This window comes from Streptomyces sp. NPDC002386, from assembly GCF_053593175.1.
Map to the genome: position 1 here is coordinate 1 of NZ_JBSFBX010000014.1, position 17,875 is coordinate 17,875.

At 73.2% G+C, this 17,875-nt stretch carries 18 protein-coding genes and 1 pseudogene; 13 read left to right on the forward strand and 6 right to left on the reverse strand.

What is annotated here, in order from left to right; all coding sequences use genetic code 11:
• Positions 1-234: isocitrate lyase/phosphoenolpyruvate mutase family protein (locus tag ACWCPN_RS25920; RefSeq protein WP_451210560.1), on the reverse strand; the 234-nt coding region annotated here is incomplete at its 3' end.
• A 373-nt stretch (positions 235-607) separates the two neighbouring features.
• On the opposite strand from ACWCPN_RS25920, the gene ACWCPN_RS25925 reads away from it, so the two are divergent.
• The 3 genes from ACWCPN_RS25925 (at position 608) to ACWCPN_RS25935 (ending at position 4,363) form a co-directional block, all read left to right on the forward strand.
• Positions 608-2,287 carry an ABC-F family ATP-binding cassette domain-containing protein gene (locus ACWCPN_RS25925; RefSeq protein ID WP_451210563.1) on the forward strand — a complete coding sequence of 560 codons (1,680 nt, stop codon included), beginning with the start codon at positions 608-610 and terminating at the stop codon, positions 2,285-2,287.
• Positions 2,288-2,380: 93 nt separating this feature from the next.
• Complete coding sequence (gene ddaH / locus ACWCPN_RS25930; protein ID WP_451210566.1) at positions 2,381-3,157, forward strand: dimethylargininase; 777 nt, start codon at positions 2,381-2,383, stop codon at positions 3,155-3,157.
• Positions 3,158-3,388: 231 nt separating this feature from the next.
• Complete coding sequence (locus ACWCPN_RS25935; RefSeq protein ID WP_199212786.1) at positions 3,389-4,363, forward strand: acyl-ACP desaturase; 975 nt, start codon at positions 3,389-3,391, stop codon at positions 4,361-4,363.
• Between the two features lie 19 nt (positions 4,364-4,382).
• Here the strand turns inward: ACWCPN_RS25935 and ACWCPN_RS25940 are convergent, their stop codons facing one another.
• The gene (locus tag ACWCPN_RS25940) at positions 4,383-4,628 is read right to left on the reverse strand and encodes a WhiB family transcriptional regulator (RefSeq protein WP_358932356.1); all 246 of its coding nucleotides are present in this window, start codon (positions 4,626-4,628) and stop codon (positions 4,383-4,385) included.
• Between the two features lie 307 nt (positions 4,629-4,935).
• Here ACWCPN_RS25940 and ACWCPN_RS25945 point away from each other — a divergent pair, with 307 nt between their 5' ends.
• The gene (locus ACWCPN_RS25945) at positions 4,936-5,727 is read left to right on the forward strand and encodes a VOC family protein (RefSeq protein ID WP_451210570.1); all 792 of its coding nucleotides are present in this window, start codon (positions 4,936-4,938) and stop codon (positions 5,725-5,727) included.
• 72 nt (positions 5,728-5,799) lie between these two features.
• Here ACWCPN_RS25945 and ACWCPN_RS25950 read toward each other — a convergent pair whose 3' ends face one another.
• Entirely contained in the window at positions 5,800-6,846 is a 1,047-nt protein-coding gene (locus ACWCPN_RS25950; RefSeq protein WP_451210573.1) for a LacI family DNA-binding transcriptional regulator, read from the reverse strand.
• A gap of 121 nt (positions 6,847-6,967) precedes the next feature.
• Positions 6,968-7,987 (reverse strand): non-homologous end-joining DNA ligase, encoded by a 1,020-nt coding sequence (gene ligD, locus ACWCPN_RS25955; RefSeq protein ID WP_392292552.1) that lies wholly within the window; start codon positions 7,985-7,987, stop codon positions 6,968-6,970.
• Between the two features lie 74 nt (positions 7,988-8,061).
• On the opposite strand from ligD, the gene ACWCPN_RS25960 reads away from it, so the two are divergent.
• On the forward strand, positions 8,062-9,141 hold the full coding sequence (locus tag ACWCPN_RS25960) for an ATP-dependent DNA ligase (protein WP_451210576.1): 1,080 nt from the start codon (positions 8,062-8,064) through the stop codon (positions 9,139-9,141).
• Between the two features lie 33 nt (positions 9,142-9,174).
• On the opposite strand, the gene ACWCPN_RS25965 is transcribed toward ACWCPN_RS25960, so the two are convergent.
• Positions 9,175-10,365, reverse strand: a complete 1,191-nt coding sequence (locus tag ACWCPN_RS25965; protein WP_199212783.1) for a zinc-dependent alcohol dehydrogenase — start codon at positions 10,363-10,365, stop codon at positions 9,175-9,177.
• Positions 10,366-10,629: 264 nt separating this feature from the next.
• Here ACWCPN_RS25965 and ACWCPN_RS25970 point away from each other — a divergent pair, with 264 nt between their 5' ends.
• Entirely contained in the window at positions 10,630-11,622 is a 993-nt protein-coding gene (locus ACWCPN_RS25970; protein ID WP_451210580.1) for a DUF3048 domain-containing protein, read from the forward strand.
• 8 nt (positions 11,623-11,630) lie between these two features.
• On the opposite strand, the gene ACWCPN_RS25975 is transcribed toward ACWCPN_RS25970, so the two are convergent.
• On the reverse strand, positions 11,631-12,098 hold the full coding sequence (locus tag ACWCPN_RS25975) for a MarR family winged helix-turn-helix transcriptional regulator (protein ID WP_451210582.1): 468 nt from the start codon (positions 12,096-12,098) through the stop codon (positions 11,631-11,633).
• A 181-nt stretch (positions 12,099-12,279) separates the two neighbouring features.
• Here ACWCPN_RS25975 and ACWCPN_RS25980 point away from each other — a divergent pair, with 181 nt between their 5' ends.
• The 7 genes and pseudogenes from ACWCPN_RS25980 (at position 12,280) to pcaDC (ending at position 17,828) form a co-directional block, all read left to right on the forward strand.
• A complete protein-coding gene (locus ACWCPN_RS25980) occupies positions 12,280-13,035 on the forward strand; it encodes a CoA transferase subunit A (RefSeq protein WP_451210584.1) in 756 nt (251 codons plus the stop codon).
• The gene (locus ACWCPN_RS25985; protein ID WP_451210587.1) at positions 13,035-13,679 is read left to right on the forward strand and encodes a CoA transferase subunit B; all 645 of its coding nucleotides are present in this window, start codon (positions 13,035-13,037) and stop codon (positions 13,677-13,679) included. The genes ACWCPN_RS25980 and ACWCPN_RS25985 overlap by 1 nt, the downstream gene beginning before the upstream one ends.
• Positions 13,676-13,873 (forward strand): annotated as a pseudogene (locus ACWCPN_RS25990) (thiolase family protein); the annotation flags it as partial. The gene ACWCPN_RS25985 and the pseudogene ACWCPN_RS25990, both read left to right, overlap by 4 nt.
• Positions 13,874-13,970: 97 nt before the next feature.
• Complete coding sequence (gene pcaH, locus ACWCPN_RS25995) at positions 13,971-14,744, forward strand: protocatechuate 3,4-dioxygenase subunit beta (RefSeq protein ID WP_451210590.1); 774 nt, start codon at positions 13,971-13,973, stop codon at positions 14,742-14,744.
• A gap of 8 nt (positions 14,745-14,752) precedes the next feature.
• Positions 14,753-15,355 carry a protocatechuate 3,4-dioxygenase subunit alpha gene (gene pcaG / locus ACWCPN_RS26000; protein ID WP_451210593.1) on the forward strand — a complete coding sequence of 201 codons (603 nt, stop codon included), beginning with the start codon at positions 14,753-14,755 and terminating at the stop codon, positions 15,353-15,355.
• Complete coding sequence (gene pcaB / locus ACWCPN_RS26005) at positions 15,352-16,710, forward strand: 3-carboxy-cis,cis-muconate cycloisomerase (RefSeq protein ID WP_451210596.1); 1,359 nt, start codon at positions 15,352-15,354, stop codon at positions 16,708-16,710. Before pcaG ends, pcaB begins: the two co-directional genes overlap by 4 nt.
• Positions 16,707-17,828: a bifunctional 3-oxoadipate enol-lactonase/4-carboxymuconolactone decarboxylase PcaDC gene (pcaDC, locus tag ACWCPN_RS26010; RefSeq protein ID WP_451210599.1), complete on the forward strand. Its 1,122-nt coding sequence runs from the start codon at positions 16,707-16,709 to the stop codon at positions 17,826-17,828. Before pcaB ends, pcaDC begins: the two co-directional genes overlap by 4 nt.
• Positions 17,829-17,875 lie beyond the last annotated feature (47 nt).

Sequence of the window (17,875 nt, forward strand, 5' to 3'; positions counted from 1 at the left end):
CCGGTGACGTACCCCGATGCGGCCCTGGGCGGCGAGGTGCGGGTCCCGACCCTCGGCGGCCCGCCGGTCACCCTGAAGCCCCGCGCTGGTGGTGGCGACCGCGGCGGCGCCCGCGTCCTGCACGAGGGCGGCGGTGACGGCGTCCCAGGCGTTCGGCAGGACCAGCGGACGGCCGGGCTCGTGCAGGGCGCGGAAGGCCAGGGCGGATTCGAGAAGCGGGTGCTGATGCGTCATGACGGCAGTCGAGCAGACGGGGCGGGAGGGGCGCCGGCAGGAATCCGACGTGGACGTCGGCCTCCCACCGGGCCGGGTGACCGGGAGACACGGCAGGGCCCCTGATTAATCGCGTTGACAGCCTCCCGCCCCCCTCGTACGTTGTATGAGGTCCTGTTGCCGCCGATTGGAGAAGGACGTTGCTCGTCTGAGGTTCTGAGACACCGCGCTCACACCGGTGAGGTGTGCGTGGTTGTTCGACCTCGGCGTCCGAGCCGTCCTCCGGCACAGGCCTTTTTCCATGGGCCATCCCGTTGCCCAGGCCTTCGGTTTCCGCCTCGCGGTGTCTCGACACGCGTCCCCACAGACCGCACCCAGCAACCGCGAGGCCCTTATGTCAATGTCCCTCACCTGCACGTCCCTGTCCTTCGCCTGGCCCGACGGCACGTCCGTCTTCGACGGCCTCGACGTCGCCTTCGGACCCGGCAGGACGGGACTCGTCGGCGTCAACGGATCAGGTAAGTCGACCCTGTTGAAACTGCTCGCCGGTGAACTGACCCCCGTCGACGGCACCGTCAAGGTGACCGGCGAGATCGGCCACCTGCCGCAGAACGTCACGCTCGACACCACGCTCCGCGTCGACGAGGTCCTGGGCATCGCCGCCCAGCGCGCCGCCCTGCACGCCATCGAGGCGGGCGACGTCGCCGAGGAGCACTTCGAGGCGGTCGGCGACGACTGGGACGTCGAGGAGCGCGCCCTGGTCACCCTCGGCGAGCTGGGCCTCGGCGACATCGGCCTGGACCGTACCGTCGGCGAGGTGTCCGGCGGCGAGTCGGTGCTGCTGCGGCTGGCCGCGCTGCTGCTGCGCCGCCCGGACGTCCTGCTGCTGGACGAGCCCACCAACAACCTGGACCTGTACGCGCGCCGCCGGCTGTACGCGGCCGTCGCCGCCTGGCCGGGTGTGCTGGTGGTCGTCAGCCACGACCGCGAACTGCTGGACCTGGTGGACCAGATCGCCGATCTGCGCTCCGGTGAGATCGTCCGGTACGGCGGCAACTTCTCGGCCTACGAGGAGGCCCTGGCCGTCGAACAGGAGGCGGCCGAACGGATGGTGCGGGTCGCCGAGTCCGACGTCCGCAAGCAGAAGCGCGAACTGGCCGACGCCCAGGTCAAACTGGCCCGGCGCAAGCGGTACGGGCAGAAGATGTTCGAGACCAAGCGCGAACCGAAGATCGTCATGGGCGCGCGCAGACGCGCCGCGCAGGAGTCCGCGGGCAAGCACCGCATCATGCACGAGGAACGGCTCGCCGAGGCCAAGGACCGGCTGGACGACGCGGTCGAGGCGGTGCGGGACGACGACGAGATCCGCGTCGAACTGCCCTACACCGCGGTGCCGCCCGGCCGCCAGGTGCTCACCCTGGAGAAGCTGGAGACGGCCTGCGGGTCGCGTGTCGAGGGCATCCTCGATCTGCGCGGTCCGGAGCGGATCGCGCTGGTCGGGCGCAACGGCGCCGGCAAGACGACGCTGCTGCGGACCATCACCGGGGAGCTGCCCGCGGTGGCCGGCGAGGCCCTGACGCACGTTCCGCTGCGGTTCCTGCCGCAGCGCCTGGACGTTCTCGACGACGAGGCGACCGTCGCCGAGAACGTGGCCCGGTTCGCGCCGGGCGCCACCAACAACCGGATCCGGGCGCGCCTGGCCCGCTTCCTGTTCCGTGGCGCGCGGGCGGACCAGAAGGCGGGGACGCTGTCCGGCGGCGAGCGCTTCCGTGCGGCCCTGGCCGCGCTGATGCTCGCCGAACCGGCCCCCCAGCTCCTCCTGCTGGACGAGCCGACCAACAACCTCGACATGGCGAGCGTCCGGCAGCTCACCTCGGCCCTGGAGTCGTACCGGGGCGCACTGCTCGTCGCCAGCCACGACCTGCCGTTCCTGGAGTCGATCGGCATCACCCGCTGGCTGCTGATGGAGGGAGGGAAGCTGACGGAGACCACCCCCGAGGAGCTGGCGAACCCCGGCCGGCCGGTATCGCCCGGGGTCTCAGGAGGGGAACAGCCTGCCAACGAGGCAGAGTGAGGGTTTTGTCCTGGGCATGGCGCGCTGCATGATGGCGGTCCGGCTCCCGTGTCCCGGGCGCCGGACCGCACCGCCGATCAGGAAGGGCCCGTCGTGCCCAGCAAGAAGGCCCTCGTCCGCCGCCCCGGCCCGCTGCTCGCCGAGGGGCTGGTCACGCACATCGAACGGCAGAGGGCCGACGTGGACCTCGCCGTCCAGCAGTGGGAGGCCTACGTCGAGGCGCTCGGCACGCACGGCTGGGAGACGATCGAGGTCGACCCGGCCGACGACTGCCCCGACTCGGTGTTCGTCGAGGACACCGTGGTCATGTATCGGAACGTGGCGCTGATCACCCGGCCCGGCGCGGAGTCCCGGCGTGCCGAGACCGCGGGCGTCGAGGAGGCGGTGGCCCGGCTCGGCTGCTCGGTGAACTGGATCTGGGAGCCGGGCACCCTGGACGGCGGGGACGTCCTCAAGGTCGGCGACACCGTCTACGTCGGCCGGGGCGGGCGCACCAACGCGGCCGGGGTGCAGCAGCTCCGGGCCGCGTTCGAGCCGCTGGGCGCGCGCGTGGTGCCGGTGCCGGTGAGCAAGGTGCTGCATCTGAAGTCGGCGGTGACCGCGCTGCCGGACGGAACGGTCATCGGGCACATCCCGATGGTGGACCGGCCGTCGCTGTTCCCGGGGTTCCTCTCGGTGCCGGAGGAGTCGGGTGCGCACGTGGTGCTGCTCGGCGGCCACAAGCTGCTCATGGCGGCGAGCGCCCCGAAGACGGCGGAACTGCTGACCGATCTCGGCCACGAGGTGGTCACCGTGGACATCTCCGAGTTCGAGAAGCTCGAGGGATGTGTGACGTGTCTCTCGGTGCGGCTGCGGGAACTGTACGCCTGACGGAGTGACGCCCTGCCTCGGACAGCCCCGGGACCTGCGGGTCCCGGGGCTGTCCGCCACACCGGTGAACTGCCCGCGACCGGGCGCCTGATCAGCGATCTTTACGGTGACCTTAACCTACGGCTTCGTAACCTACGGATTCGTAGCCTACGATCACGTAGGTTTACCGGCACCGCTCGCCGGACCGTCCCCTTCACTCCCCCTTCTGCTCGGCGTCCCCCTGGAGTTCCCGTGACGATCACCTCCCCTCACCTCGGCAGTCCGTCCGCCTGGACCGACGCGCGGTTGCTGTACGCCCTGGAGGAAGTGGTCGAGAAGGAGCTGAACCGGCATCTGAAGGTCGCCAAGGACTGGATGCCGCACGAGTACGTGCCCTGGAGCGACGGCCGCAACTTCCCCGGTCTGTTCGAGGACGGCGAGGCCTGGGACAAGGAACAGTCCGGGGTGACGGAGATCGGCCGTATCGCCCTCGTCGTCAACCTGCTGACCGAGGACAACCTCCCGAGCTACCACCACGAGATCGCCTCGCTGTTCGGCCGCGACGGCGCGTGGGGTACGTGGGTGCACCGCTGGACGGCCGAGGAGGGCCGGCACGGCATCGTGATGCGCGACTACCTGCTCACCTCGCGCGCGGTGGACCCGGACAAGCTGGAGCAGTTCCGCATGTCCCACATGAGCGAGGGCTTCGAGTCCGACAACCGGCACTCGATGCTGCACTCGATCGCGTACGTCGCCTTCCAGGAGCTGGCCACCCGGATCTCCCACCGCAACACCGGCCACCAGTCCGGCGACCCGGTCTGCGACCGCATGCTGGCCCGCATCGCGACCGACGAGAACCTGCACATGGTCTTCTACCGCAACCTGCTGAAGGCTTCCTTCGAACTCGCCCCCGACCTGACCATGCAGGCGGTCCGGGACGTCGTCGTCAACTTCCGCATGCCCGGCCACGGCATCCCCGGCTTCGAGCGGGCCGCGGCGCAGATGGCGATCGGCGAGGTCTACAACCTGCGGATCCACCACGACGACGTGCTGCAGCCCGTGCTGCGCTTCCTGAAGATCATGGAGATGGACGGGTTCGGCCCGGAGGGCCTGCAGGCCCAGGAGGAGCTGGGTCTGTTCCTGGGCGGCCTGGACACGGAGGCCTCCCGGTTCGACGAGCGGCTGGCGGCGCGCAAGGCGCGCATGGCGGCGCGGGCGGCCGGCTGAGCGAGCCGTCCGCGGCGGCTCAGCCGGAGGTGCGCCTCAGCGCGAGGCGCTCCTTCTCGGACAGGCCGCCCCAGACACCGAAGCGTTCGTCGTTGCTTAGCGCGTAGTCGAGGCAGGCGGGGCGCATCTCGCACATGCCGCAGATGCGCTTCGCCTCGCGTACCGAGCTGCCGGGCTCGGGGAAGAAGAAGTCGGCCCCGGTCTGCGCGCACAGAGCCTGGGCCTGCCAGGTGGTGTCGGCCGGGGTGATCGTGTCGATGTGCATGGCCAGGATCGTGCCGTGCGGCGAAAAACGTTCGATCAACGCCGCATCAACGCCGCGTCGACGCCGTGGCCGGCCACCCCGCCGGCAGGCGTGAGCGTCCCGATGATGCGCCGTGCGACACGCCCGTGCACGGCGGCGCGCGGGGCCGGTGCCGAATCCCGCGGAACCCGCGGGCCGGCGGGGCCGGCCCGCGCGCGGGGGCGCGCGCGCCGCGGCGCCTCGGCGGCGGTTGCCGGTGGGCGGTGCCAGACTCGGCAGTGCAGAGGACGGGACCCGGTTCACGGTCCCCCTGTCGAGGAGGGCGAAGATGCTCACCACCCGTTTCGTCAACGGCGCTCCGAACTGGGTCGATGTCGGCACCCCGGACCTGGACGGCGCCCTCTCCTTCTACGGCGGTCTCTTCGGCTGGGAGTTCGAGTCGGCGGGGCCGGACGCCGGCGGTTACGGCTTCTTCCGGCTCGGCGGCAGGACGGTGGCCGGCGGCATGCGGACCGGGCCGGAGCAGGGCCCGCCGGCCTGGACGGTGTACTTCCGGAGCGAGGACGCGCGGGCCACCGCGGCCACCGCCGAACACACGCACGGCGGTGTGCTGTTCCAGCCTCGCGACGTGATGGGCCAGGGCCACATGGCGGTCCTCACCGACCAGGCGCGGGTGCCCTTCGGGATCTGGCAGCCCGGGCGGATCAAGGGCGTCGACGTGGCGAACGAGCCGGGCGCGCTGTGCTGGGTCGAGCTGTACACGGCGGACATCGCGGCCGCCGCCGCGTTCTACTACAAGGTCCTCGGCCTGGAAACCTCCGGCGTGCCCTTCCCCGGCGGCACGTACACGTGCCTCAACCCCGGCGGGGCCGGTGAGGACGCGATGTTCGGCGGGATGGTGCCGCTGGCCGACGCCCCGGACGAGGCGGAGGCCGGCCCGTACTGGCTGCCGTACTTCGAGGTCGAGGACACCGACGCCGTGGTCGAGGAGGCACGCCGGCTCGGCGGCACGGTGCGCATGCCGGCGACCACCCTGGAGGGCGTCGGCCGCATGGCCAAGCTCGCCGACCCGTACGGCGCCCGCTTCGCGGTCATCAGAAGCGGGTCGCCGCAGGGCTGAACGCGGGCCGGGACCGCGGGCGCGGCCGTGGGCCGTGTCCGCGAAGGCACGTCTCCAGGGGGCGTCTCCCCCCTAGGCGGACGCCCGGCGTATCAGTGTGGTCGGCAGGACCACACCGGCCGCCGGTGCCTCCGTGTGCTCACCCGCGCCGCCCTGTCCGGCCGGGCCCGCGAGCAGCAGGCGGGCCATCAGCCGGCCCATCTCCTCGATGTCCTGACGGACCGTGGTCAGCGGCGGGTCGCACTCCTCGGCGACGGGCAGCACGTCGTCGAAGCCGATCACGGCCACGTCATCGGGTACGCGCAGCCCTCGCTCGCGCAGCACGCGCAGGGCGCCGAGCGCGGTGAGGTCGTTGGCGGCGAACACGGCGTCCACGTCCGGGCAGCGGTCGAGCAGTTCCCGCATGGCACGTTCGCCGCCGCCCGGGGTGAAGTCGCTCTCCACCACGAGCCGGGGGTCGGCGTCGCCCATGACGTCCCGGTAGCCGTCGAGCCGGTCCACGGCCGAGGTCTGGTCCAGCGCGCCGGTGATGTGCGCGATCCGGGTCCGGCCCAGTCCGGCGAGATGGCGCACGGCCGCGCGGGCGCCGCCGCGGTTGTCGCTGTCGACGTACACCGGTCCGGGGGCGCCGTCGCCGTCGCTCCAGTCGGGCCGGCCGCCGAACACGGTGGGCACGCCCGCGTTGCGGATCAGGCCGGGCAGCGGGTCGTCGAGGTGCAGGGAGAAGACGAGCGCGCCGTCGACGTGGCCTCCGGCCAGGTAGCGGGCCACGCGCGCGTGGTCGGCGCGGCCCTCGGTCAGCAGCAGTACGAGCTGGTTGTCGTGGGCCGTCAGTTCCTTGCTGATGCCGCGCAGTTGCAGGGCGAAGAAGGGATCGGCGAACACCCGGGCCTCGGGCTCGGCGATGACGACGGCGATGGCCTCGTGCCGCTTGGTGACCAGGCTGCGCGCCGCCTGGTTGGGCACGTACCCGAGTTCCTCGACCGCCCGCCGGACCCGCTCGACGAGCGGCTCGCGGACACCGTCCCCGCCGTTGACCACCCGTGACACGGTGGCCCGGGACACCCCGGCCCGCGCGGCCACGGCCTCCAGCGTGGGACGCGACACTGCCTCGGTCACTTCGGGACTCCTCATCGGCGGCTGACGATCAGGATAGCCGCGCTCCGGCGGGCCGCACGGGCCGGAGCGGGGCCGGCCGGCGGCGGGCCCGGGCCTCCCGCCGGGCCGGGGTTCCGGTCCTTCAGGAGGCCTGCTCCCGGCGGGCCCGGCTCGGCTGGACCCGCTTGGGCTCGCCCGGCATCTTCGGGTACTCCGGCGGGTACGGCAGATCGCCCAGGCCGTGGTCGTGCTCGTCGCGGCGGGCCAGCTCCAGCAGGGCCTCGAGGGAGTGGGCGTGCTCGTCCATCCCGGCGTGCACGTCGCCGAGTTCGGCGAAGCGGGCCGGCATGGTGGCGAGGTCGAAGTCGCGGGGGTGGGCCACGCCGACCTCCTCCCAGCGCAGCGGCGCGGACACGGGGGCGTTCGGGCGGGGCCGTACGGAGTAGGCGGAGGCGATGGTGCGGTCGCGGGCGGTCTGGTTGTAGTCGACGAAGATGCGCTCGCCGCGCTCCTCCTTCCACCACTTGATGGTCACCTGGTCCGGCATCCGGCGTTCCATCTCCCGGCCCACCGCGATCGCGGCGCGGCGGACCTGGGTGAAGGTCCAGCGGGGTTCGATGGGCACGAAGACATGCAGGCCGCGGCCGCCGGAGGTCTTGGGCCAGCCGCGCAGGCCGCCGTGCTCGTCGAGGACGGCACGCAGTTCGTGCGCGGCGCGGACGGCGTCGGCGTAGTCGGTGCCGGGCTGCGGGTCGAGGTCGATGCGCAGTTCGTCGGGGTGGTCGACGTCGCCGCGGCGCACCGGCCAGGGGTGGAAGGTGAGCGTGCCGTACTGGGCGGCCCACACCACGGCGGCCTCCTCGGTGGGGCACATCTCGTCGGCGCTGCGGCCGCTGGGAAAGGTGATGTGGGCGGTCGGGATCCAGTCGGGCATGCCCTTGGGGGCCCGCTTCTGGTAGAACCACTCGCCGCCGACGCCGTCGGGGTAGCGCTCCAGGGTGGTGGGGCGGTCGCGCAGGGCGCGCAGGATGCCAGGGCCGACGGCGGCGTAGTACCGGGCGAGGTCCAGCTTGGTGAAACCGCGCTCGGGGAAGAACACCTTGTCCGGGCTGGACAGCCGTACGGTCCGGCCGGCCACGTCCAGTTCCACCGCATCACCCATGCGGCCACGGTAGGCGCACGCCGCACAGCGCGCACACCGGGCACTGCCGTGCGTATGCGAGCAGAATCGGACGCATGGATCTTCCGGTGATGCCGCACGTCAAGCCGATGCTCGCCAAGTCGGTGGCGAGGATCCCCCCGGGCATGCACTACGAGGCGAAGTGGGACGGGTTCCGGGCGATCGTGTTCCGCGACGGCGACGAGGTCGAGCTGGGCAGCCGTACCGGCAAGCCGCTGACCCGGTACTTCCCGGAGCTGGTGGCGGCGCTGAAGGAGCGGGTCCCCCGGCGGTGCGTGCTGGACGGGGAGATCGTGATCGCGCGGGAGGGCCGGCTGGACTTCGACGCGCTGACCGAGCGGATCCATCCGGCCGACTCCCGGGTGCGGACACTGGCGGAGCGGACGCCGGCCTCGTTCGTGGCGTTCGACCTGCTGGCCCTGGACGACCGGTCCCTGCTGGACGCGCCGCTCACCGACCGGCGGGCCCTGCTGGACGGGGCGCTGGCCGGCGTGGACGCGCCGGTCCACCTGGCGCCCGCGACGACGGACGCCGAGCTGGCCGGGCGGTGGTTCGAGCAGTACGAGGGAGCCGGCCTCGACGGGATCGTCGCCAAGCCGCTCGGGCTGCGCTATCTGCAGGACGAGCGGGCCATGTTCAAGATCAAGCACGAGCGGACGGCGGACGTGGTGGTGGCGGGCTACCGGTTCCACAAGAGCGGACCGGTGGTGGGCTCGCTGCTGCTCGGCCTGTACGACGACCGGGGCGCGCTGCAGCACGTGGGCGTGTCGGCCGCTTTCCCGATGAAGCGGCGCGCCGAGCTGATCGAGGAGCTGGAGCCGCTGCGGATGGCGGACGTGAGCGGGCATCCGTGGGCGGCCTGGGGGGAGGAGGCGGCGCACGAGACGGCCCGGCTGCCGGGTGCGCCGAGCCGCTGGTCGGGCAAGAAGGACCTGTCCTGGGTCCCGCTGCGGCCGGAGCGGGTCGCCGAGGTGGCCTACGACCACATGGAGAACGGCACCCGCTTCCGGCACACGGCGCGGTTCCGGCGCTGGCGCCCGGACCGCGCGCCGGAGAGCTGCACCTACGCCCAACTGGAGGAGCCGGTGCGCTTCGACCTGGCGGAGGTCCTGGGCACCACGGGCGGCACCCCCTAGGGGGCGTCCCCGGCTCAGGGGCCGCACCCGGCCCTACGGCTGCATCAGGATCTTGATGGCGCCGTCCTGCTTGTGCTGGAACATCTCGTAGGCGTGCGGAGCCTCGGAGAGCGGCACCCGGTGGGTGGCGAAGTCGTCGACGCCGAGCGGGTCCTCGTCCGTCAGGTAGGGCATGATCTCGTCGCTCCAGCGGCGCACGTTGGCCTGCCCCATCCGCATCTGGATCTGCTTGTCGAACATGGTGAGCATCGGCATGGGGTCGGCCATGCCGCCGTACACGCCGCTGAGCGAGATGGTGCCGCCGCGCCGGACCAGTTCGATGGCCATGTGCAGGGCGGAGAGCCGGTCGACGCTGAAGCGTTCGGCGATGGGCGCGCTGATCCTGCGGGGCAGCACGGCGGCGGCCGTCTGGACGAGCTTCGCGGTCGCGCCGCCGTGGGCCTCGGTGCCGACGGCGTCGATCACGGCGTCCGGGCCGCGGCCGCCGGTCTCGTCGCGGATCGCCTCGATCAGTTCCTTCTCGTCGTCGAAGGCCCTGAGGTCGTACGTCCGGGTGCCGCGCCGCTTGGCCCGGGCCAGCCGCTCCGGCACCAGGTCGATGCCGAAGACCTGCTCGGCGCCCCGCGCCAGCGCGATCCGGCAGGCCATGTCGCCGATGGGCCCGAGTCCGAGGACGGCGAGGGAGCCGCCCGGCGGTACGGAGGCGTACTCGACCGCCTGCCAGGCGGTGGGCAGCACGTCGGAGAGGTAGACGAACCGGTCGTCCGGCGGGCCCTCGGGCACCTTCATCGGGCCGAACTGGGCCTGCGGGACCCGCAGGTACTCGGCCTGCGCGCCGGGCACGGCGCCGTACAGCCGGGTGTAGCCGAACAGGGGGGCGCCCATGTGCTCGCCGGTGACCTGGGTGGTCTCGCACTGGGTCGGCAGCCCGGTGAGGCACATCCAGCAGTTGCCGCAGGCGATCTGGAAGGGCACCACGACCCGGTCGCCCACCGCGAGGTCGGGCACGGCCGCCCCGACCTCCTCGACGATGCCCATCGGCTCGTGTCCGAGGATGTCACCCGGCGTCATGAACGGGGTGAGCACCTCGTACAGGTGCAGGTCCGAGCCGCACAGACCGCTGGACGTGATGCGGATGACCGCGTCGGTGGGCTCCTCGATCCGCGGGTCGGGCACGTCTTCCACCCGCACGTCCCGCCTGCCCTGCCAGGTGACTGCCTTCATGAGGTCGCGCTCCCTTGTCAGCGTGCGCGCCGGTTCGCCCTGGCGCGTCCGGTTCGGGGTGGCCCGGGTACCCGTGCGGGCCCACGCGAACCACGCGTTCCGCCCCGCCCGCGACACGCCGGACGCTCCCCCGCCGCCCGCCGGGGTCACACCGGGGGACCGATCGGCCCAGTGCCCGCGCGCGGAACCGCGCGACCGGGTATGGCCCGCAGTGTCCCGGCGAGCACACAATCGACACATACGAACGGGGAGACGACGGTGGGCATGCGACATGGGGCGCGCACGCGCCGCGCCGCGCTGACGGCGGCACTGATCGCCGCGACGACCGCGGCCTCACTCACGGCGGGCTGCACCCGGCAGCGGCCGGCCGACGACGCCCGGGCTCCGGCGCGGACCCCCACGCCGAGGGTCACCGTCACGCCGACGCCCACGCCCGTCGCCGGATCACCGCTCGCCGTGAAGATCGACAACGTGTCCGCGGCGCGTCCGCAGACCGGGCTCGGCGCCGCCGACGTGGTGTACGCGGAGCAGGTCGAGGGCGGCCTGAGCCGGCTGATGGCGGTGTACGCCACCCGGCTGCCGAAGTCGGTGGGGCCGGTGCGCAGCGCCCGCGAGTCGGATCTGGAGCTGCTGCGCCAGTTCCACGAGCCGACGCTGGCCTACTCCGGCGCCCAGCGCAAACTGCTGCCGCTGATCGGCCGGGCGCCGCTGCGGGCGGAGTCGCCGGACGACACCGCGAGCGCGTACTACCGGGGTGCCGGCCGGGCCGCGCCGCACAACCTCTATCTGCGCCCCGCCCGGCTGCTGTCCTCCGCCCCCGGCCGGACCGCCCTGACCACCGGCTTCCGGTACGGTCCCGCGCCCTCCGGCGGCTCTCCCGCCACCACGCGGACCGTGCGCTACCCGGCGGCCCGCTTCGCCTTCACCTGGTCCGGGGCCCGGGGTGGCTGGCTGGTCGCGATGGACGGCACGCCCGCGGCGACGACGGACGGCGGGCGCCTGGCACCGCCGACCGTGGTCGTCCAGTACGTGCGGGTCCGTTCCTCGAAGTACCACGACGTGCTCGGCAACCACACGCCGTACACCGAGACGGTCGGCTCCGGCAGGGCCGAGGTACTGCGGGACGGGCGCTCCTACGCGGCGCGGTGGTCCCGGCCGCGCGCGACGGACGGCACGCAGTTCACGACCGCGGACGGGGGCCCGCTGGACTTCGCCGACGGGCAGGTCTGGGTGGTCTTCGCCGCCTCCTCCGGCTGACCGGTCCGTCAGCCCTGCTGGAGGGCCTGCGGCTCCGCCGGGTTGCGCAGTTCCTCGGCGGCGTCCGCGACCCGGCGGATCAGGTCGAAGAACACGCTCTGCTCCCCGGCGTTCAGCGGGGCGAGGAAGACCTGGTTCATCCGGGCGGTGCGTACGGTCAGCCTGCGGTGGGTGCGCAGTCCGTCGTCGGTGAGACGGAGCAGGAAGCGACGGCGGTCCTGCGGATCGCGCACCTTGTCCAGCAGGCCGCGTCGGCCGAGCCGGCTGATGACCTCGGCGATGGTCGACCGGTCCAGGCCGACCCGCTCCCCCACGGTCCGCTGGTCGAGACCCGGCTCGGCGACGAGCGCGTTCAGGACCGCGAACTGAGGCGAGGTGATCTCCTCCGAGACCATCGTGTTCCACAGCAGGTAGTGCGCCTGCTGGAGCCGCCGGGCCAGGTGTCCGGGATGGGTGGTGAGGTCCACCGCGGCCATGTGCGCTCCCTGATCGAATCGTTGGTGCACTGAACAATACCCATCGACACCCCCGCTGTCTGCGGGCGAGTCCGGTCGTTATACGAGCTATTGACGGTTCACGCATCCGGTGGCAGCGTGAGCGGAACCTCGCTGAAATACTCAGTGTCCTGATTAATTGTGCAGAGATGGGGCTTCACGGATGGACAAGGTGGTCGCCACGGCCGCCGAGGCGGTGGCCGATGTGCCGGACGGCGCGTCCCTCGCGGTCGGCGGATTCGGGCTGAGCGGTGTGCCGAACGCACTGATCCAGGCGCTCCACGAGCGCGGCACGGCCGGACTGGGCGTGGTCTCGAACAACTGCGGGGCGATGGAGTCCGGCCTCGCGGTGCTGCTGGCGGCCGGCCGGATCGCCCGGGTGACCGGCTCCTACATCGGCGCCAACAAGGAGTTCGCCCGCCAGTACCTGGCCGGTGAGCTGGAGGTCGAGCTGATCCCGCAGGGCACCCTCGCCGAGCGGCTGCGCGCGGGCGGCGCCGGCATTCCCGCCTTCTACACCCCGGCCGGTGTGGGCACGCAGGTCGCCGACGGCGGGCTGCCCTGGCGGTACGACGGCTCGGGCGGGGTCGCGCTGGCCTCGCCGCCGAAGGAGGTGCGGGAGTTCGACGGCGTCGAGTACGTGCTGGAGCGCGGCATCCGCACCGACTTCGCGCTGGTGCGCGCCGCCCGGGGCGACCGGCACGGCAACCTCGTCTTCGACAAGTCCTCCCGGAACTTCAACCCGCTGGCCGCGATGGCCGGCCGGGTGACCGTCGCCGAGGTGGAGCAACTGGTGGAGCCCGGGGAGATCGACCCGGACGCGGTGCACGTGCCCGGCGTCTTCGTGCAGCGTGTGCTGGCGCTGACCCCGGAGCAGGCGGCGGACAAGAGGATCGAGCGGCGGACGGTGAGGTCCTGATGGCCTGGACACGCGAGGAGATGGCCGCCCGCGCGGCCCGCGAGCTGGAGGACGGGCAGTACGTCAACCTCGGCATCGGCCTGCCGACGCTGATCCCGAACCATCTCCCGCCGGGCGTCGAGGTGGTACTGGAGTCGGAGAACGGCATCCTCGGCACGGGTCCGTACCCGGCCGACGACGAGGTGGACCCGGATCTGATCAACGCCGGCAAGGAGACCGTGACGGTTCTGCCGGGTGCCTCCTTCTTCGACTCGGCGCTGTCGTTCGCGATGATCCGCGGCGGGCACATCGACGTGGCCGTGCTGGGGGCGATGCAGGTGTCCGCGAGCGGCGACCTGGCCAACTGGGCGGTCCCGGGCAAGCTGGTGACCGGCATCGGCGGCGCCATGGACCTGGTGCACGGCGCCCGTACGGTCGTCGTCGTCATGACACACACGGCCAAGGACGGCTCACCGAAGATCCTCCGGCAGTGCACGCTGCCGCTCACGGGCAAGGCGTGTGTGAACCGGATCATCACCGACCTGGGTGTCCTGGACGTCACCGCGGAGGGGCTGACCCTCGTGGAGACCGCGCCGGGCGTGAGCGTCGACGACGTGGTCGCCCGCACCGACGCCAAGCTGACCCTCGCGGAGAACCTGCGGTGACGACCGTCTACGTCGTCGACGCCGTCCGCACCCCGATCGGCCGCTACGACGGCGCGCTGTCCTCGGTGCGCCCGGACGACCTCGCCGCCCACGTCCTGCGCGAACTGCTCGCCCGCACCCCGGACCTGGACCCGGCGCGGATCGAGGACGTCTGCTTCGGCGACGCCGACGGCGCCGGCGAGGAGAACCACGACCGCCCCGGCTCCGGCACCGGCGTGGCCACCCTCTGCATCGGCGTGGGCCAGGGCCTCGCCCTCGTCCTCGATCGCTAAGGAAACGTCAGGTATCGCGATGACTCTCACCCAGCAGGACATCGACCAGGAGATCGCGGCCGAGCACGCCGCGTACGAGAAGCGGGTCGCCGGCGGCGCCCCCGTAGAGCACCACCCGCGCCGGGACTACGCGCCCTACCGTTCTTCGGTGCTCCGCCACCCCAGACAGCCGCTGGTCGCCATCGACACCGCCCGGGACCCCGAGCTTGTGGAGCTGCGTTCCCCCGCCTTCGGGGAGCGCGACATCACCGGGATCGACAACGACCTCACCCGGCACCACCGGGGCGAGCCGGTCGGCGAGCGCATCACCGTCTCCGGCCGTCTGCTGGACCGTGCCGGCCGGCCGGTGCGCGGCCAGCTCGTGGAGATCTGGCAGGCCAACTCGGCCGGACGCTACGCCCATCAGCGGGAGCAGCACGACGCCCCGCTCGACCCGAACTTCACGGGCTTCGGCCGCACCCTCACCGACGCCGAGGGCCGGTACCACTTCACCACCGTCCAGCCCGGCCCGTACCCGTGGCGCAACCACGTCAACGCCTGGCGTCCGGCGCACATCCACTTCTCGGTGTTCGGCGCGGCGTTCACCCAGCGGCTGGTGACGCAGATGTACTTCCCGAACGACCCGCTCTTCCCGTACGACCCGATCCTGCAGTCCGTGACGGACGACGCGGCGCGGCAGCGGCTGGTCGCCACCTACGACCACGGCCTGTCGGTGCCCGAGTTCTCGCTCGGCTACCACTGGGACATCGTGCTGGACGGCCCCGCCGCCACCTGGACCGAGGAAGGACGCTGACCGCAGCGATGACGAAGACCGAAACCGGCGGCCCGGAACACGTGCTGCCCACCCCGTCCCACACGGTCGGCCCCTTCTACGGGTACGCGCTGCCCTTCCGCGGCGGCGAAAACGTCGCCCCGCTCGGGCACCCCGACACGGTCACCGTCCACGGCCACGTCCTCGACGGCGAGGGCAGGCCGCTGCCCGACGCCCTCGTCGAGCTCTGGGGGCCGCGCCCCGACGGCACCGTCCCGCGGGTGGACGGCTCCATCCGGCGGGACCAGGCGACCGGGGGCTACCTGGGCCGCAACGGGGTGGAGTTCACCGGCTGGGGGCGCGTCCAGACCGACGCGGACGGCCACTGGTGCGCGCGGACGCTGCGGCCGGGCGCGCGCGGGGACAGCGCGCCGTACCTGAGCGTGTGCGTCTTCGCGCGCGGCCTGCTCGTCCACCTGTTCACCCGGATCTACCTGCCGGGCGACGAGGCGGCGCTGGCCGCCGACCCCCTGCTCGCCCGGGTGGGCGACCGGCGCGGCACGCTGATCGCCGGCGACGAGGGCGGCGGGACCTACCGCTTCGACATCCGGCTCCAGGGCGAGGGCGAGACGGTCTTCCTGGAGTTCCGGTGACCGCCCCGCCCCCCGGACCGCAGGCGCTCCCGCAGGACGGTGACAGCGGCCTGCTCGCCCCCGGGTGGGCCGGTACCGCGGCCGCCGCCGCGACGGGCGACACGGCCTTCCTGCGCGCCCTGCTCGACGCCGAGGCCGCCCTGACCCGTGCCCAGGCCGCCCTCGGTCTCGCGCCGGCGGCGGCCGCCGCCGCGGTGACGGAGGCGGCAGGTTCCGGCCGCTTCGACGTCCGCTCGCTCGCCGAGCGGGCCCGCGACGGCGGCAACCCGGTCATCCCGCTGGTCGCCGACCTGACGAAGGCGGTGGGCGAGGAGCACGGCCCGTACGTGCACCGGGGCGCCACCAGCCAGGACATCATGGACACGGCGACGATGCTGGTCGCCGTGCGCACCCTGGACCCGGTCCTCGACGACCTCGGCCGCACCGAGCGGGCACTCGCCCGCCTCGCCGCCGGCCACCGTGACACGCCGATGCCCGGACGGACCCTCACCCAGCACGCCGTGCCCACGGCGTTCGGGCTGAAGGCGGCCGGCTGGCGCTCCCTGGTCCTGGACGCCCGCGACCGCGTGCGCCGAGTCCGCGACTCGCTCCCCGTCCAGCTCGGGGGCGCCGCCGGAACCCTGGCGGCCCTGCGCGAGTACGGAGCCGGGGACGCGGACGCCCTCCTCCGGGCCTACGCCCGTGAACTCGGCCTCGCCGCACCGGTACTGCCCTGGCACACGCTGCGCACCCCGGTCGCCGACCTGGCCGGCTGCCTGGCCTTCACGGCGGGGGCGCTCGGCAAGTTCGCGGTGGACGTGCTGACGTTGTCGCGCACGGAGACCGGCGAGGTGAGCGAGGGCAGCGGGGGCGGCTCGTCGGCCATGCCGCACAAGGCGAACCCGGTGCGCTCCACTCTGGTCGCGGCCGCCGCCCGGCGCGCCCCGCAGCTCGCGGCCACCCTCTACGGCTCGCTCGCCGCCGAGGACGAGCGGCCGGCCGGAGCCTGGCACGCCGAGTGGGAGCCGCTGCGCGACCTGCTCCGGCTGGTGGGCGGCGCCGCCGCGCGGGCGGCCGGGCTGGCCGAGGAACTGCGGGTGCACCCCGCCGCGATGCGCCGGAATCTCGGCGTCACCCAGGGGCTGATCGTCTCCGAACGGCTGTCCGCCGCCCTGGCCCCCGTCCTCGGCCGGGCCCGCGCGAAGGCACTGCTCACCGAACTCGCGCGCCGCGCGCACGACGAGGACCGCCCGCTGCGTGAACTCCTCGCGGAGCGGCCCGAACTGAAGGCGGTCGACCTGGACGACCTGACCGATCCCGCCCGTTACACCGGCTTCGCCGGTGCCCTCACCGACCGTGCCCTGGAGCGTCGTTGACCGTGCAACTCCTCAACCACCTGGACGAAGGACCGGCGTCCGCTCCCCCGCTGCTGCTCGGGCCGTCACTCGGCACCTCGTACGCCCTGTGGGACGCGGTCGCGCCCGAGCTGGCCGGCGGCCACCGGGTGGTCCGCTGGGATCTGCCGGGCCACGGCGGCTCGGCGGCGGACCTGATCGGGCCGGGTGCCACCGTGGGCGACCTCGCCGGCCTGGTGCTGGAGCTCACCGACGCGCTCGGCATCGAGCGGTTCGCGTACGCGGGAGTGTCGCTGGGCGGAGCGGTCGGCCTGCATCTGGCCGCGCACCACCCGGACCGGCTCTCCTCGCTCGCGGTCCTCTGCTCCTCCGCCCATTTCGGCGGTGCCGCCCCCTGGCGGGAGCGGGCCGAACGGGTGCGCCGGGAGGGCCTCGCATGGCTGGTGGAGAGCGCCGACGCACGCTGGTTCACACCCGGCTTCACCGTGCCCCGGCTGGTACGGGACCACCGGGAGGCCGACCCCGAGGGGTACGCCGCCTGCTGCGACGCGCTGGCCGCCTTCGATCTGCGCGGGAGGCTCGCCGAGATCACCGTGCCGACGCTGCTGGTCGCGGGCCGGGAGGACCCCGCGACACCGCCGGCGCATCTGCGGGAGATCGCGGACGCGGTGCCCGGCGCCACGCTCCTGGAGCTGCCGGGCGCCTCCCATCTGGCGCCCGCGCAGGTCCCGAGGGACGTCGTGGCCGCCCTGCGCACCCAGCTCGACGGCGTCCCGGCGAGCGGGACGGCGGTGCGCCGCGAGGTGCTGGGCGACGCGCACGTGGACCGGGCGCAGGCCCGGCAGACCCCCTTCACCGCGCGGTTCCAGGACTTCATCTCCCGCTACGCCTGGGGGGAGATCTGGACCGATCCGACGCTGTCCCGCCGTGAGCGCAGCATGATCACGCTGACCGCGCTGGTCGCGCACGGCCACTACGACGAGCTGGCCATGCACGTCCGGGCGGCCCGGCGCAACGGGCTGACGCCCGAGGAGATCGGCGCGGTGCTGCTGCAGACCGCCGTGTACTGCGGGGTACCGGCGGCCAACTCGGCGTTCGCCACCGCCCAGCGGGTGCTCGCCGAGGAGGAGACGCCCTGACGCTCGCGGGCCGGTGCAGGCGGCCGGGGAGGAAGCTCTCCGGCGTC

Bases quoted from the DNA above. Each gene is read 5' to 3' on its own strand.
- ACWCPN_RS25925 (WP_451210563.1), top strand. From the start codon at position 608: ATGTCAATGTCCCTCACCTGCACGTCCCTGTCCTTCGCCTGGCCCGAC.
- ACWCPN_RS25940 (WP_358932356.1), bottom strand. From the start codon at position 4,628: ATGCACATCGACACGATCACCCCGGCCGACACCACCTGGCAGGCCCAG.
- ACWCPN_RS25945 (WP_451210570.1), top strand. From the start codon at position 4,936: ATGCTCACCACCCGTTTCGTCAACGGCGCTCCGAACTGGGTCGATGTC.
- ligD (WP_392292552.1), bottom strand. From the start codon at position 7,987: ATGGGTGATGCGGTGGAACTGGACGTGGCCGGCCGGACCGTACGGCTG.
- ACWCPN_RS25960 (WP_451210576.1), top strand. From the start codon at position 8,062: ATGGATCTTCCGGTGATGCCGCACGTCAAGCCGATGCTCGCCAAGTCG.
- ACWCPN_RS25965 (WP_199212783.1), bottom strand. From the start codon at position 10,365: ATGAAGGCAGTCACCTGGCAGGGCAGGCGGGACGTGCGGGTGGAAGAC.
- ACWCPN_RS25970 (WP_451210580.1), top strand. From the start codon at position 10,630: ATGCGACATGGGGCGCGCACGCGCCGCGCCGCGCTGACGGCGGCACTG.
- ACWCPN_RS25975 (WP_451210582.1), bottom strand. From the start codon at position 12,098: ATGGCCGCGGTGGACCTCACCACCCATCCCGGACACCTGGCCCGGCGG.
- ACWCPN_RS25980 (WP_451210584.1), top strand. From the start codon at position 12,280: ATGGACAAGGTGGTCGCCACGGCCGCCGAGGCGGTGGCCGATGTGCCG.
- ACWCPN_RS25985 (WP_451210587.1), top strand. From the start codon at position 13,035: ATGGCCTGGACACGCGAGGAGATGGCCGCCCGCGCGGCCCGCGAGCTG.
- pcaH (WP_451210590.1), top strand. From the start codon at position 13,971: ATGACTCTCACCCAGCAGGACATCGACCAGGAGATCGCGGCCGAGCAC.
- pcaG (WP_451210593.1), top strand. From the start codon at position 14,753: ATGACGAAGACCGAAACCGGCGGCCCGGAACACGTGCTGCCCACCCCG.